The following is a 14,373-nucleotide window of genomic DNA, read 5'->3' as shown; positions in this document are numbered from 1 at the left end:
GGCATTTAAGAAAACATAAGACTGTATTACTGATAGCTATTTTTTATTGTCGGACATCACATCTGTGATCATTTTAATCCAGCAACAACGTTTCATCATCGTCATCTGTTAAACTTAACTGAATACTGTCATTACCCGCAATGCCTTCAATGGAGCCTCGGATATGCGTGGCGTTCAACAATACTTTTTCAAGCTGCTTCTCACGGGCTTTCCATAAACGTTCCATAGCATCCCGTTCGCGCTGAATGGAAAGTTTCATACTCATAAAACCTTCGCGAATGGCTTTCCATTGCTCTGAAAATTCTGTACCCGTGAGATAATCATAAAGCATGTGCATTTTATCACCCCGGTTTTCCTGTGATTTAATGGCAGTTGACAAACGCAAAATTCCATCACGCAGCACATAAGCCACAGCATTTACCTCTTCAAAAGAACAGATCCATACCCCATCGCGCTGACCGAAACTGCTCATGCCTTTTGGATAACACTGACTGACAATCACCGCCACATCAACGCCCATACTCCGCATGTCTTTTTTTAATTTTTCAATCCAGTCGCCACCAAAATCTTTAGTACGCTTACTTTCATAGATAATTTTGCCGCATTCCTGCCCAAACTGGTTGCGCACCACCTGCACACAATCTGCCCCACGAACGCCTTTACCTACTTCTTCAATTAAATCGAAAGGAAAATTGCTGCGCAACAGTTCTTCCAGAATCAGTTCCTGCACTTCACCCTGCAACTGCATACTGCCTTGCTCTGCTTTACGCTTCATTTCTTCAGCCAGTTTTTTCTGATCATCAAGCTGTTTTTCCAGCTCTCTTAAACGCAACTGGTGTTCAGTATCTTTAATGCTGTTTTTTTCTGCCTCCTGCTTACGGATCTGTTCTACAAGTTCATTGCGCTGCTCTTGCATTTTACGTTGAAAGGCCAGCTCCATCTCCTCTTCCTTTACCTTCAAACTTTGCTCACGGCGTAAAAATTCCAGCTCCTTTTCGCGGGCTAGTTTCAATTTTTCCTCATTATCCTTCGCATTACCTTCCAGCATCTGTAATTTGGTTTCAAAATCCGCAGCAATACTTTTACGCAGATTGCCTTCCAAATCATCTTTTAATTTGGTTTTTTCTTCAGCCAACTTTAATTCAAAAGCTTTTTGCTGAAGTTGCTTATCATGCTCCATTGCGGCAAGCTTCCGCTGAAATTCCTCGTCCTTTTGCCGGGTAAAAGTGACCATTTTTTCACGCAGCTCTTTCTTATAATCTTCGGCCATGGCTTCTTCCATCGGAAAAACATGGGCACAATTCGGACATTTAATTTCAGTAGCCATAGTTATTTACTCCAGATAAAACTGAGTGATACAAAGATATTAAAGCTTTTCAGGAATGTGTAAATGAGTTTTGCACCTTTTAAAGCACCTTTGATCTGATCTCATGTCCAACAGTCAGCATTTTACTCACCGGACATTTGGCTGCGATATCTTCCAAACGGCTTTTTTGTTCATCAGTTAACTCCCCAGTACAGGTTATTTCTTCGAAGAATACCGTTTCACCATTCTCCGTATCAACATTTACCTCCACTTCTATTTTATCAACAGGCCATTCTTTCCGGTCGGCATACATCCTTATGGTAATGGCCACACACGAAGCCAATGATGCCATTAATAATCCCTTTGGTGCAAACCCCTTATTTGTTCCGCCCAAGTCGAAAGGTTCATCCACTATAATATCGTGTGAACCATTTGTAACCGAACAAGCATAATGTTCCCTGTTTATTGTTGCCTTTACCATTTTTTGCATTTATGTTAAGCTTAAACTTACCAAATCTTTTGCGCATCTGCAGCTGATTTAGATTTATTGAAACATTATACTTTAGCGATTGTTCCTTTTAAAAACGCATCGTGATGAATCCGAGGTCATTAACATTTTATGAGCACAATTGGCTTATTTTTAATACCGGGTTCCATCATATAATCTATACCTAAAACATAAACAGATGAAGTACAGAAAATTAATCGGAAAATATTTAGACCACAAATCAAATAACAACAGCCAGGTTGCATTGGCATTGGTTGCAGGTTTGGCAGCAGGAGCAATTGTAAGCATCTTATTTGCACCTGATAGCGGAGCCGGAACAAGAGATAAAATTGCCGGTGGCGCAAAAAACCTGCGTTATGGCTTTCAGGATAAATACAATTTATTGAAAGAAAAAGTATTTGGAGTTGAAGCCATTGAAGAAGATATTGTAGAACATGAAATACCTCATTTTAAGCATAAGGTGGAGAAGAAACCAAAATCCGACATCAGGGAATTGATGGATAACGCACATGAAAATGTTCAGGTTCAGGAAGGACAAGGCTAACCAACCAGTTAGATCAAAATAAAAATCATAGTTTTAAGGTGTAATTGCCTGACTATGATTTTTATTTTTTCTAAAGTTTTTTTATTTCTTCTCCGTCCAATAGTATGGATTTCTATCCTACTGTTGGTTGCATTATCGTCTAAACGAAGAAAAAAGCAACTGTTAATCGCCGCAATATTATCACTGTTATTCTTTTCTAATAACTTTATTGCAGGGCAGGTTGCACATGCATACGAATCCAGCTATCCGTTACGCAATCATCATGATATTGGTATCGTTTTAGGCGGTTATTCATCCCTTAACTTAAGGACACATGACATCGCTTTTGGGCCCAGCAGCGACAGGTTATTTCAGGCAGTTAAACTTTTAAAAGCGGGAAATCTCAAAAAAATCTTGCTAAGCGGAGGCAGTGCAAATTTATTAGACACCACAACCAAAGAGTCTGATCTGACCTATAAATTTTTAAGACAAATCGGAATCCCCGACTCTTCCATATGGGTTGAAAATTTGAGCAGGAATACAGTAGAAAATGCGCAGCGGAGTATTGATATGATCCACCGCAAACAACCAAATGCAAGTATCCTGGTGATTACCAGCGCCTGGCACATCCCCAGATCACGAATTATATTTGATAAAATTGCGAAGCAAAAACTGGATTATTACCCCACAAATTTTATTGGAAAATCTGCGTTCGAACTGACTGATTTTATCATTCCGGATGCAGCAGCATTTTCCATTTGGGATGTATTATTAAAAGAATGGGTAGGCTGCCTGATAGACAGGATAAGAGCTTAACTTCTGATTGTCAGCCAGTTTAACTACCCAGGTTATTACGAAGCAAAATATACTGTTGACCCTATTTAGTTAAAAGGTTCAGCCTTCAATCGCTTTCCAGAGCAAATCTTTTAATTCCAGTATGTTTTTCTCCGCAACAGAGGAGATAAATATGGATGGAATACCTGGCAAATCCTGTTTCATTTCAGCAACCAATTCATCATCCAGCATATCAGATTTTGTAATGGCCAGAATATGTGGTTTCTGCATTAATTCAGGATTATAAGATTCAAGCTCACGTTTTAAAATCTCGTATTCTTCCTTTATCGATCTGCTGGTATCTGCCGGAACCATGAATAAAAGCACAGAATTACGTTCAATGTGACGCAGGAAACGATAGCCTAAGCCTTTACCTTTTGATGCGCCTTCTATAATTCCCGGAATATCAGCCATAACGAAAGATTTTCCGCCACGGTAACTTACAATTCCGAGATTAGGTACGATAGTCGTAAAAGGATAATCGGCGATTTCTGGTTTGGCTGCTGAAACTACAGACAATAAAGTAGATTTACCTGCATTAGGGAAACCAACTAAACCCACATCAGCTAAAACCTTTAGTTCAAGAATATTCCAAACTTCTTTTCCCTGTTCACCTGGTTGTGCGAAACGGGGGGTCTGCTGAACAGCATTTTTAAAGTGGGCATTTCCCAAACCGCCACGGCCACCTGGAGTTAAAATTTTTGTTTCGCCATGTTTGGTGATCTCAAAAAGCACCTCACCGGTTTCTGCATCTTTGGCAATGGTTCCGAGTGGAACCTCCAGAATTTCATCTTTACCCTGACGACCGAATTTATGTGAACTCCCGCCAGCCAGTCCGTCTTCGGCAATAATATGTTTACGGTATTTAAGGTGCAATAATGTCCAGATGTTGCTGTTCCCGACCACGATGATATGGCCACCACGACCACCATCACCACCATCAGGACCCCCCATTGATGTTAAAATATCACGATGCAAATGTGCTGAACCTGCCCCGCCCTTACCCGAACGGCAACAAATTTTTACATAATCCACGAAATTCGAACCCTGCGACATATTGCTTTACAATTTTAGATTTACGATTTCAGATCACCAAAATCGCTAAAAAACAAACATCCGCAAAAAATAACTGATTATCTTTTGCGGATGAGATTTATTTAATTTTTTAATATTAGAACTGATCAATTACAGCGCAAAGATCACTATAAACTTTTTCTATATCACCAATTCCATTTACTTTTTTCAATTTTCCCTGCTCCTCATAATAAGGTAATACATGAATGGTTTTATCAAAGTATTCTGAAATCCGTTTTTTCAATTTTTCTGCATCGTCATCAGGTCTGCCACTCACCTTATGGCGTTCGGCGATACGTTTGGTTAATTCAACCTGATCAACATCTAAAGCAATAACACCAGCAATTTTACTGCCTTTACGCTCTAGAAATAAGTCGAGTTCTTTTGCTTGTGGCACAGTACGTGGAAATCCATCAAAAACAAATCCTTTTGCATCTGGATTTTTATCCACTTCTTCTTCAAGCATCGCTATTGTAATCGCATCCGGAACCAATTCGCCATCTGCCAACAATTGACTTACTTTTATTCCTAATTCTGTTTCACCTTTTACGTGTGCCCTAAAAAGATCGCCTGTTGAAACATGTACCAACTGATATTTTGCAATCAGTTTTTCAGATTGGGTGCCTTTACCCGCCCCTGGAGGGCCAAAGAGAACTAAATTAAGCATTAACGTGGTTTAGGTTATCTTTAAAATTAAAAAGCCTTATTCCTATGGCTATACTATCAGAAAGCGAAACACAAAGTGTTGCCTTTCAAGGCTGCAAATATATAATTATTAATTTATAAGGCATTTATTATTCAGAATTTATTTAAAAAACAAGGTTCTGCAAACTCAATTCGAAGTATTTACATGAATAATCCTGAAGATTATTTAACATAAACCAAATATCACCACCATTTTAGAATAGTTTCTTAAAAAACAGTGCATTTAAGTAAAAAAGCCAGACGAATTTAATGCAAATCTTACGCATATAAAACAATAAGCGGCTGACCATGATAATGATGCAACCGCTTATGCTTATGTTTAATATGGATTAGTTTTTAGTGTAAATAACACCTAATTTATCTATCTCGTCGCCTGCATTACCATAAAAACCGGTAATTTTATAACCAGTCGGAGCAGTATAGGTTACTACATTTGAAGTTGCTGTACCAACTGCCAGTGTTCGGCCTGAACTGGTGGTAAGTTTAACGTAAAATATTCGTGTGCGACCTGAGTATTCACCTGAACATAACATTGCCGATGTAACAGTTTCGCCGTTCTGCAAGGTAAGTGATTGTGCAGTACCACCGTTACCACCATGTTTTAGAATGGTTCCATCTGTAAAAGTTACTCCTATACCATCAACACGATTGGCTCCTTGCAGGGTAAACACTTTAGCGTTATGTGCTGAGGTAAGGGTTTCGAGATCATTAAATGGATTACCATGCGGACCTCCAAATAAATCACTTGCTCCGAAAGCAGACTGAAGCGTATAGGTAAAATTAGTTGTTAATGGCATATGGTCTGATAACTGCTGACCGGCATCATTTACAAAACTTTTTACCACATTATAACCAGAGGCCTGCAGCTTTATAAATTTGCTGCTGCGATAATATATTTTATCTACAATTTCACAAGTGTTACTGATATTAGGAAAATCGCACACAATAGCCGCACTGCCCAATACCGGAATATTACCACCACGGATCAGTTCAATCCAGGGATCAATCATTCCATTTACATTCAGAAATAAATGCAGGTTATTATCGCGGGTATACCTGCCGTTAGAATCACCCATTACAATGACAGCATTTCCTTTAGAATTGGCAGCAATATAATTACTCAATTGCAATAGGTTATCGGCACGTGCATCTATAGAAGCCTGATCAGACTCCGCATTGGTATGCATATTATAAACATCTATATACACGCCACCGGCTATTCTGTAACGGCAATATGTAAATCCCTTCGGAATAAGTGCATTCTCATTAATGCGTTTGTTCCAGGTAATCCGGGCAAAATCTGTCATAGGAAAATAAGACAGGGAATTTAAACCATCTCCAAAAGGCACTCCGCCACTTGTAGATGAACGATAAGGGTGGGCATTTCCTTTATCATATAATTCTGCATGGTAGTTAAAATCTTCCTGTACATGCACAATATCATAGGCATTCGCCATTTTACCTATTAACGCAGTACTGGCTGCCCGGGGTGTTTGTGCACTGGAGGCTATTTCTGGCAAACCTGCAACATTATAACTTAATACCGAAAATGTACCACCTGTGGACGTAATTACCCGGTTACTGGCAAGGGATAGCTTGGATTTAGCACCTGATAAAGCTACAGGCTGCTCCTGCTGTTTATTACAGCTGGCTAAGGCAAGCAGTGCTGACATGGCAAGCCCAATTAATTTTTGAGATGACTTCATTTGAATGGCGATGTTTTTTATACTTAAGATTAAATAATTAATTATCAATCAAATATGTAAACACACTTTTAGCTCGAAGTTAACTCTGTATTACAAAATTAATCCGCTCATCAACTGAAAACTTTTTACTGCTCTTGCGGCATTATGCAACCAACAACTTTATGAGAACAGGCCATATTTTTGGGGGTATAAAAAAAGCGGCTGATGATCATCAGCCGCTTTTTGTGCACTTGTAGGGATTCGAACCCCAAACCTTCTCATCCGTAGTGAGATGCTCTATCCAATTGAGCTACAAATGCATTTTCCGTATCGTTAACGGACTGCAAAGGTATAATTTGAGATTTTAATTTCCAATTAATTTTTAAAAAAATCTCAAATTATATTCACCATTTTTTTGATTAGGCCTTCAAAACATCATCAATTGCTTTAAAATCAGGCAATTCTCCGGCATTCTCTAAAACTTCAGCATAAGCGATCTTACCTTCTTCATCTACCACAAAAGCTGCTCTTTTTGAAACACCTTTCAAACCAAATGCAAATTCAGGATAAAAAGCACTATATGCTTCTGATACATCTTTATTAAAATCAGACAATAAAGGAAACTGATAACCCTGCACTTCTTTAAACTTGGCTAAAGAAAATGGAGAATCTACAGAAATACCCAATACCTGCGCATTAATGCCTTCATAAAAGCTAAAGTTATCACGCATGGCACATAATTGTTCTGTACAAACTCCGGTGAAAGCCATCGGGAAAAAATGAATGATGACCTTTTTCCCTTTAAAAGCTGATAATGAAACCTCTGTTAAATCAGAGCTGTATAATTTAAAATCCGGGGCCTGATCGCCTACTTGTAGTGACATATTTAATTGTTTTATTGTTAAATGTTTTATTGTTATTATTAAGCTTGCCTGCCTAATGAACTAGTGACAAGTGAACTAATTATTTTTTTTCATCTGCTCGTCCAAGATTTTCAACCCTTCTTCAAAGCTATGCGGTTGGTAATTTAAATCATTCATCGCTTTATCCAAAATAAAACCTGTTTTAGCAGGGCGTTTAGCTGTTTGGTTTAAGCTTTCAGAACTGATCTGCGAAATCAACGATTGATCCAGCATCCAATAATCGGCAACTTTTTTTACTAAATCTGCAATACTCATGTAATCTTTGCCTGAAATATGGTATATGCCCTTCGCATTATTTTCTACCGCCAGCAAACAGGCCTCGGCTAAATCTTCCGCCAGTGTTGGTGTGCGCCACTGGTCGTTAACCACCTGAATGGGCTGGCCTTTTTCTAATGCATTCTTTGCCCATAGCACGATATTGCTTCTGCTCATATCAGAATTAATTCCGTAAACCAGTATGGTGCGCAAAATAGCCCAGCTTACTTTCGATGCTTTAACGGCATCTTCTGCTTTAAGTTTAGTTTCGCCATAATAACTAAGTGGTCTGGGTACATCCTCCTCCCTGTAAGGGCCGGCCGACCCGTCAAATATAAAATCAGTACTTAAATGTATAAAATGAATACGGTATGCTTCACAAATGGATACCAGATTTTTAGTAGCCTGAACATTTAACTGATCACATAAAGCTTTATTTTCTTCACTGGTATCAACATTCGTCATTGCAGCAGTATGAATAACCGCGTCAGGTTGATGAATTTTTAGAATTTGTTTCACCTGATCAAAATCTAAAATATCCATTTCAACATATTGATAACCTCGAACAGCAGGATACCGGTTTGCGCCTTTTGAAGTTGCAATTAGTTTTACTCTTCCTTCCTTTAAAATTTTTTCCGTTATTTTCTGGCCTAAAAGACCATTGCTTCCGGTGACTAAAATGGTTTTCATTCGATTTTTTAAAGCCCTAAATTACCTATTAAAACCCTGTTAGAAAAATTTCTAATATATATTTAAAATTTACTAATAATAACTTAACTTTGCCAACCGAATTGGAGCCCTTATAAACAGCTTTAATTCATTGACTGTAATAAATTTACTCACAACAGATATGCCTAACTTAGGAAAAATAGCACAAATTATCGGCCCAGTGGTTGACGTTAGCTTTGCTGATGATGCCCATCTACCTAAAATTTTTGATGCGTTAGAGATAACGAAAGAAAATGGACAAAAAATTGTTTTAGAAGTTCAACAGCACTTAGGTGAAGATCGTGTTCGTGCAATCTCAATGGACTCTACTGATGGTTTAGTTCGTGGAATGAGTGTGGTTGATACGGGTTCAGCGATTCAAATGCCAGTTGGCGACCAGATTAAAGGCCGTTTATTTAATGTAGTTGGAGAAGCCATTGATGGTATTACTGCTGTTGATAAAACTGGTGGCCGTCCTATTCACGCTACTCCTCCTAAGTTCGAAGATTTATCTACTGAAACTGAAGTACTTTTTACAGGTATTAAAGTAATCGATTTATTAGAGCCTTATGCTAAAGGTGGTAAAATTGGTTTATTCGGTGGTGCAGGTGTAGGTAAAACCGTATTGATTATGGAGCTGGTAAATAACATCGCTAAAGCTTATGCGGGTTTATCAGTATTCGCAGGTGTTGGTGAGCGTACCCGTGAAGGGAACGATTTACTTCGCGAGTTCATTGAATCAGGCGTAATCAACTACGGTGATGATTTCTTACACTCTATGGAAAAAGGTGGATGGGATTTGAAATCTGTTGACACTGAAAAATTAAAAGAATCTAAAGCAACATTGGTTTTCGGTCAGATGAACGAGCCTCCTGGTGCACGTGCTCGTGTAGCATTATCAGGATTAACGGTTGCAGAATATTTCCGTGATGGTGATGGCGAAGGTGCCGGAAAAGATATCCTTTTCTTCGTTGATAACATCTTCCGTTTCACTCAGGCAGGTTCTGAAGTTTCAGCTTTATTAGGTCGTATGCCATCAGCAGTAGGTTACCAACCAACATTGGCAACTGAAATGGGTTTAATGCAGGAGCGTATTACATCAACTAAACGCGGATCAATTACATCAGTACAAGCAGTATATGTGCCTGCGGATGATTTAACTGACCCTGCACCGGCAACAACATTTGCCCACTTGGATGCCACTACGGTACTTTCACGTAAAATTGCTGAGCTAGGTATTTACCCTGCAGTAGATCCTTTGGATTCTACTTCACGTATCCTCTCTCCTGCTGTTTTAGGTGATGAGCACTACAACACGGCTCAACGTGTGAAAGAAACTTTACAACGTTATAAAGAATTACAGGATATCATCGCGATTTTAGGTATGGATGAGTTATCTGAAGAAGATAAATTAGTCGTATCAAGAGCACGTCGTGTTCAGCGTTTCTTGTCACAACCTTTCCACGTAGCTGAACAATTTACAGGCTTAAAAGGTGTATTGGTTGACATTAAAGATACCATTAAAGGTTTCAACATGATTATGGATGGTGAAGTGGATGAGTATCCTGAAGCTGCATTTAACTTAGTTGGTAGCATTGAAGATGCCATCGAAAAAGGTAAAAAATTATTAGCAGAAGCAAACTAAGAGAGACGTGAGACACTAGATAGGAGATATGAGAGAGACCTGGTCTCAAAGCTCATGTCTCAAATCTTAAATCTATTCAAAATGAATTTAGAAATATTAACCCCAGATAAAAAAGTATTCGAAGGTGAAGTAACAGCAGTTACTGTTCCTGGTACTTTAGGTTCTTTTCAGATCTTAAAAGACCATGCTCCGATCATCTCAACTTTGGAAGATGGAGAAGTTATTATAAAAGCAGGTAAAACTGATGAACAACGTTTTTTTATTAAAGGTGGCGTAGTTGAAGCCATTCATAATAAAATTGTCGTTCTGGCAGAAGGTATTGCTTAATAAAATTCGTCATGCTGATTTTATTTCAGCATCTCAAAGAAAAGCCTTTTCGATTAATTTCGGGAAGGCTTTTTTCTTTAGAACTGAATACAATAAAGCAATGCCTGATAAAATTGAATGTATTAAAATTTACATTCCCTGAAAACGCCTAAAAAATATAGTTTTTAAACTGTTCTTATTTTCAATTTTCTTTAGTTAAAAACACATTTTAAGAAGAAAACCATAAAAATTGCAATGCAAGCATAACAAACAGACTGTATACCGTTTTGATATTTAGTCTACCATCACCCATGGTATATCAGTAATTCTCATTAAAAATAGAATTATATTTCAAATTACCAAGTTATTAAAGAATTATATTCTGATTTCTTTTTTTTTCTATTTCTCTTGTTTATTAATATACCAAAAACTAAATTGGTATTTATAAAGAAACAGAAAACCATGGCAATTCAAAGCAATACTTTTTCACATTACACTACAGCAATTTCTGCAGTAAATGTTGTATTGTTACCTGTCATTACGCCGAACCTACTCCTACTGAATATTTTATGGAGCAGTAAGCAGGCGCAGATTAAATAGATTTTTCAAAAAAAATGATACTTAAAGCGTCCTGACACAAACAGGACGCTTTTTTTAAATAACAAAACGCAGTATTATGAAATATTATAATTCTAATACGATTATTTACCTTGACGGACGGTTTGAAAAAGCTGTAGATAGCAGTACTGATCTTTATGGTCAATCGCTACATTATGGTTATGCAGCTTTTGAGGGCATCAGGGCTTACAAAACCCATAACGGCAACCGTATTTTTAAGGCAGCAGCACACTTCGATCGTTTGGAGCGTTCCTGCCAATTAGCTAATATTCCTTTCCCCTGGGATAAGCAAGAATTAATCAAGGAAACTTATAAGCTATTAACCCTGAATAAATTAAAAGACGCTTATATCCGCCCTTTGGTTTTTTGCCACCCAAACATGAAATTGAATGGCCCGAGCGGGGTTTCTATTTTAATTTGTGCTTGGGATTGGGATGCTTACTCAGGTAATAAACTGTTGAAATTAACCATTTCAGATTACGAACGACCAAACCCGAAATCAACTCCTATGGAAGCAAAGTTGAGTGGAAATTACATAAACTCCATCCTGGCAACTACCGCAGCGAATATTAAAGGCTATGATGAGGCTTTGCTTTTGGATATGCATGGATTTGTTGCTGAAGCATCTGGTGCAAATATCTTCATTGAAAAAGATGGCAAAATTTATACGCCGTCATTAGGGAATATTTTACCCGGAATTACCAGGGCAACAGTGAAAGAACTTTGTACCATATTAGATATTGAATGTATGGAGAAAAAAATAACGGTAGAAGATCTAAAAAATGCCGATAGTGCTTTTTTATGTGGAACGGCCACAGAAATTGCGGGCATTGCTTCCATTGATGACATTGTTTTCCGCAACCTTTGGAGGGAGTCTATTGGTTATACCATTCAGCGTGCTTACAAAAATCTGGTATTGGAAAAAGTAAACTATGAGGTAATTATCTAAAAATAATGAATCAAGAGATCAACCAGCAATTTCCGAATACCTACCAGCAAATTTTACGTGCGACTAAAGCATCAGGATTTGATATGGCATCTGATGTGCTGACTTGTTCCTTATTAAGAACACTTGCAAGTTCAAAACCTGGCAGCACTTTTCTGGAATTAGGTACAGGAACAGGTTTATCAACTTCATGGATATTGGATGGAATGGATGCATCATCTACCCTGACATCTATTGACAATGATGAAAAATTTTTAAGCATTGCGAAGGATTTCTTGGGAAATGATACCCGGGCAAATATAATTTTAACGGATGGAGGCGATTGGATTAAAAAAAATAAACACAAAAAGTTTAATTACATCTTTGCAGATACCTGGAATGGAAAGTATTTGCTTTTGGATGAAGTCATTGCCATGTTGAATCCAGGAGGACTTTATATTATAGATGATATGCTTCCTCAATTAAATTGGCCTGACGGTCATCAGGAAAAAGCAATCAAGTTAATAGCAGATTTAGAATCGCGCAACGATTTGCAAATAACTAAACAGGTATGGGCCTCAGGCATTGTAATTGGCGTAAAAAAAACAACAAACTAACAGAACCAGTATATACATTTTAAACCATGAGCGAATTAAACAAATACAGTAAAACATTTACACAAGATCCCACACAACCGGCGGCGCAAGCCATGCTTTATGGAATCGGATTAACCGATGCGGATATGGCAAAGGCACAGGTTGGCATTGCAAGCATGGGGTACGATGGCAATACCTGCAATATGCACTTAAATGACCTTGCAAAAGATGTTAAAGCCGGGGTTTGGAAAAATGATTTAGTGGGTTTGGTTTTTAATACCATTGGTGTAAGTGATGGAATGAGTAATGGTACTGATGGTATGCGTTATTCATTGGTGAGCCGTGATGTGATTGCAGATAGTATTGAAACCATTTGCGGGGGGCAGTATTATGATGGTATTATTTCTATTCCGGGATGTGATAAAAATATGCCGGGAGCGATTATGGCAATGGCCCGTTTAGATCGCCCGTCTATCATGGTTTATGGTGGTACAATTGCACCAGGACATTACAAAGGAGAGGAATTGAATATCGTTTCTGCCTTTGAAGCTTTAGGACAAAAAATTTGCGGTAATTTATCGGAAGAAGATTATCAGGGCATCATCAAACATACTTGTCCGGGTGCAGGTGCCTGCGGCGGCATGTATACGGCCAATACGATGGCCTCGGCAATTGAGGCTTTAGGAATGAGTTTGCCTTACTCCTCTTCGAACCCGGCCATTAGTCCGGAAAAAAAACAAGAGTGCTTAGATGCCGGGAAATACATTAAAGTTTTATTGGAAAAAGATATTAAGCCATCTGATATCATGACGAGAAAGGCATTTGAAAATGCCATTCGTTCCATCATCATATTAGGCGGAAGTACCAATGCCGTATTGCACTTTATCGCAATGGGCAAAGCCATCGGCATCGACATTACACAGGATGATTTCCAGAGAATGAGCGATATAACCCCTGTACTGGCCGATTTTAAACCAAGTGGTAAATACTTAATGCAAGATTTACACCAGTATGGCGGCATCCCTGCAGTATTGAAATACTTGCTAAACGAGGGTTTATTACACGGCGATTGCTTAACCGTAACCGGCAAAACAATGGCTGAAAACCTGGCTGATGTAAAATCAATTATGGATTATGATCAGAAAATTGTTCAGAAATTAAGCGAACCCATCAAACCAACTGGTCACTTGCAAATCCTTTACGGCAACTTAGCCGAAAAAGGTTCAGTTGCAAAAATCTCCGGTAAGGAAGGTGAAAAGTTCGAAGGTCCGGCGCGTGTATTTGATGGTGAGCATGATTTAATTGCAGGTATTTCAAGTGGTCGTGTTCAGCCTGGTGATGTAATTGTGATTAAAAATTCTGGTCCGGTAGGTGCACCGGGCATGCCTGAAATGTTGAAACCTACTTCTGCTATCATTGGTGCTGGTTTAGGTAAATCAGTTGCTTTGATTACTGATGGACGTTTTTCAGGTGGTACACACGGTTTTGTGGTTGGGCACATCACTCCGGAATCATACAAAGGTGGCTTAATCGGCTTGGTGGAAGATAACGACCCAATTTTGATTGATGCCGTAAATAACATCATCAGTTTGCAAGTAAGCGAAGAAATTATCGCAGCACGAAGAGCAAAATATGTTCAACCAGAATTAAAAGTTACAAAAGGTGTTTTATACAAATATGCTAAAACAGTATCAGACGCAGCAAGTGGCTGTGTAACTGACGAATATTAAACCCTATCCCCTTTGAAGGGAGAAGGAAATAA

Annotated in this window: 15 protein-coding genes and 1 tRNA gene; 8 read left to right on the top strand and 8 right to left on the bottom strand. The window is 38.4% G+C overall.

Translation table 11 applies throughout. From position 1 onward, the window contains the following. Positions 1 to 73: 73 nt before the first annotated feature. Positions 74 to 1,327 carry a DUF2130 domain-containing protein gene (locus tag OQ267_RS14190; RefSeq protein ID WP_088300242.1) on the bottom strand — a complete coding sequence of 418 codons (1,254 nt, stop codon included), beginning with the start codon at positions 1,325 to 1,327 and terminating at the stop codon, positions 74 to 76. 79 nt (positions 1,328 to 1,406) lie between these two features. Beyond that, positions 1,407 to 1,796, bottom strand: coding sequence for an OsmC family protein (locus OQ267_RS14185; protein WP_265836427.1), 390 nt, complete (start codon positions 1,794 to 1,796; stop codon positions 1,407 to 1,409). Between the two features lie 196 nt (positions 1,797 to 1,992). On the opposite strand from OQ267_RS14185, the gene OQ267_RS14180 reads away from it, so the two are divergent. Both OQ267_RS14180 and OQ267_RS14175 read left to right on the top strand, forming a co-directional pair. Beyond that, entirely contained in the window at positions 1,993 to 2,358 is a 366-nt protein-coding gene (locus tag OQ267_RS14180) for a YtxH domain-containing protein (RefSeq protein WP_088300245.1), read from the top strand. Between the two features lie 54 nt (positions 2,359 to 2,412). Then, complete coding sequence (locus OQ267_RS14175) at positions 2,413 to 3,153, top strand: YdcF family protein (RefSeq protein WP_265836425.1); 741 nt, start codon at positions 2,413 to 2,415, stop codon at positions 3,151 to 3,153. 78 nt (positions 3,154 to 3,231) lie between these two features. Here OQ267_RS14175 and obgE read toward each other — a convergent pair whose 3' ends face one another. From obgE to OQ267_RS14145, 6 genes are all read right to left on the bottom strand, one after another. After that, positions 3,232 to 4,227, bottom strand: coding sequence for a GTPase ObgE (gene obgE / locus OQ267_RS14170; protein ID WP_088300248.1), 996 nt, complete (start codon positions 4,225 to 4,227; stop codon positions 3,232 to 3,234). A 115-nt stretch (positions 4,228 to 4,342) separates the two neighbouring features. Continuing rightward, positions 4,343 to 4,912 (bottom strand): adenylate kinase, encoded by a 570-nt coding sequence (locus tag OQ267_RS14165; RefSeq protein WP_088300249.1) that lies wholly within the window; start codon positions 4,910 to 4,912, stop codon positions 4,343 to 4,345. Positions 4,913 to 5,279: 367 nt separating this feature from the next. Beyond that, positions 5,280 to 6,656, bottom strand: coding sequence for a jacalin-like lectin (locus tag OQ267_RS14160; RefSeq protein WP_265836423.1), 1,377 nt, complete (start codon positions 6,654 to 6,656; stop codon positions 5,280 to 5,282). A 225-nt stretch (positions 6,657 to 6,881) separates the two neighbouring features. Continuing rightward, a tRNA-Arg gene (locus OQ267_RS14155) sits at positions 6,882 to 6,955 on the bottom strand. A 99-nt stretch (positions 6,956 to 7,054) separates the two neighbouring features. Further along, a complete protein-coding gene (locus OQ267_RS14150; protein ID WP_265836422.1) occupies positions 7,055 to 7,519 on the bottom strand; it encodes a redoxin domain-containing protein in 465 nt (154 codons plus the stop codon). Positions 7,520 to 7,594: 75 nt separating this feature from the next. After that, positions 7,595 to 8,503, bottom strand: coding sequence for an SDR family oxidoreductase (locus OQ267_RS14145; RefSeq protein ID WP_265836419.1), 909 nt, complete (start codon positions 8,501 to 8,503; stop codon positions 7,595 to 7,597). A gap of 160 nt (positions 8,504 to 8,663) precedes the next feature. Here OQ267_RS14145 and atpD point away from each other — a divergent pair, with 160 nt between their 5' ends. The 6 genes from atpD (at position 8,664) to ilvD (ending at position 14,341) form a co-directional block, all read left to right on the top strand. Beyond that, a complete protein-coding gene (gene atpD / locus OQ267_RS14140; RefSeq protein ID WP_088300253.1) occupies positions 8,664 to 10,166 on the top strand; it encodes a F0F1 ATP synthase subunit beta in 1,503 nt (500 codons plus the stop codon). Between the two features lie 81 nt (positions 10,167 to 10,247). Continuing rightward, complete coding sequence (atpC, locus tag OQ267_RS14135; RefSeq protein WP_029283968.1) at positions 10,248 to 10,493, top strand: ATP synthase F1 subunit epsilon; 246 nt, start codon at positions 10,248 to 10,250, stop codon at positions 10,491 to 10,493. Between the two features lie 441 nt (positions 10,494 to 10,934). Beyond that, on the top strand, positions 10,935 to 11,072 hold the full coding sequence (locus OQ267_RS14130) for a hypothetical protein (protein WP_172406446.1): 138 nt from the start codon (positions 10,935 to 10,937) through the stop codon (positions 11,070 to 11,072). A gap of 76 nt (positions 11,073 to 11,148) precedes the next feature. Beyond that, positions 11,149 to 12,039 carry a branched-chain-amino-acid transaminase gene (gene ilvE, locus OQ267_RS14125; RefSeq protein WP_088300254.1) on the top strand — a complete coding sequence of 297 codons (891 nt, stop codon included), beginning with the start codon at positions 11,149 to 11,151 and terminating at the stop codon, positions 12,037 to 12,039. A gap of 5 nt (positions 12,040 to 12,044) precedes the next feature. Then, positions 12,045 to 12,632 carry an O-methyltransferase gene (locus tag OQ267_RS14120; RefSeq protein WP_088300255.1) on the top strand — a complete coding sequence of 196 codons (588 nt, stop codon included), beginning with the start codon at positions 12,045 to 12,047 and terminating at the stop codon, positions 12,630 to 12,632. A gap of 26 nt (positions 12,633 to 12,658) precedes the next feature. Then, positions 12,659 to 14,341, top strand: a complete 1,683-nt coding sequence (gene ilvD, locus OQ267_RS14115; RefSeq protein WP_265818940.1) for a dihydroxy-acid dehydratase — start codon at positions 12,659 to 12,661, stop codon at positions 14,339 to 14,341. Positions 14,342 to 14,373 lie beyond the last annotated feature (32 nt).

It is taken from the genome of Pedobacter sp. MR22-3 (genome assembly GCF_026240075.1).
Lineage (GTDB): Bacteria > Bacteroidota > Bacteroidia > Sphingobacteriales > Sphingobacteriaceae > Pedobacter.
This window is presented reverse-complemented; position numbering and strand designations above follow the sequence as displayed.

Coding starts and splice junctions, on each gene's coding strand:
- OQ267_RS14190 (WP_088300242.1), bottom strand. CDS start 1,327: ATGGCTACTGAAATTAAATGTCCGAATTGTGCCCATGTTTTTCCGATG.
- OQ267_RS14185 (WP_265836427.1), bottom strand. CDS start 1,796: ATGCAAAAAATGGTAAAGGCAACAATAAACAGGGAACATTATGCTTGT.
- OQ267_RS14180 (WP_088300245.1), top strand. CDS start 1,993: ATGAAGTACAGAAAATTAATCGGAAAATATTTAGACCACAAATCAAAT.
- OQ267_RS14175 (WP_265836425.1), top strand. CDS start 2,413: ATGATTTTTATTTTTTCTAAAGTTTTTTTATTTCTTCTCCGTCCAATA.
- obgE (WP_088300248.1), bottom strand. CDS start 4,227: ATGTCGCAGGGTTCGAATTTCGTGGATTATGTAAAAATTTGTTGCCGT.
- OQ267_RS14165 (WP_088300249.1), bottom strand. CDS start 4,912: ATGCTTAATTTAGTTCTCTTTGGCCCTCCAGGGGCGGGTAAAGGCACC.
- OQ267_RS14160 (WP_265836423.1), bottom strand. CDS start 6,656: ATGAAGTCATCTCAAAAATTAATTGGGCTTGCCATGTCAGCACTGCTT.
- OQ267_RS14150 (WP_265836422.1), bottom strand. CDS start 7,519: ATGTCACTACAAGTAGGCGATCAGGCCCCGGATTTTAAATTATACAGC.
- OQ267_RS14145 (WP_265836419.1), bottom strand. CDS start 8,503: ATGAAAACCATTTTAGTCACCGGAAGCAATGGTCTTTTAGGCCAGAAA.
- atpD (WP_088300253.1), top strand. CDS start 8,664: ATGCCTAACTTAGGAAAAATAGCACAAATTATCGGCCCAGTGGTTGAC.
- atpC (WP_029283968.1), top strand. CDS start 10,248: ATGAATTTAGAAATATTAACCCCAGATAAAAAAGTATTCGAAGGTGAA.
- OQ267_RS14130 (WP_172406446.1), top strand. CDS start 10,935: ATGGCAATTCAAAGCAATACTTTTTCACATTACACTACAGCAATTTCT.
- ilvE (WP_088300254.1), top strand. CDS start 11,149: ATGAAATATTATAATTCTAATACGATTATTTACCTTGACGGACGGTTT.
- OQ267_RS14120 (WP_088300255.1), top strand. CDS start 12,045: ATGAATCAAGAGATCAACCAGCAATTTCCGAATACCTACCAGCAAATT.
- ilvD (WP_265818940.1), top strand. CDS start 12,659: ATGAGCGAATTAAACAAATACAGTAAAACATTTACACAAGATCCCACA.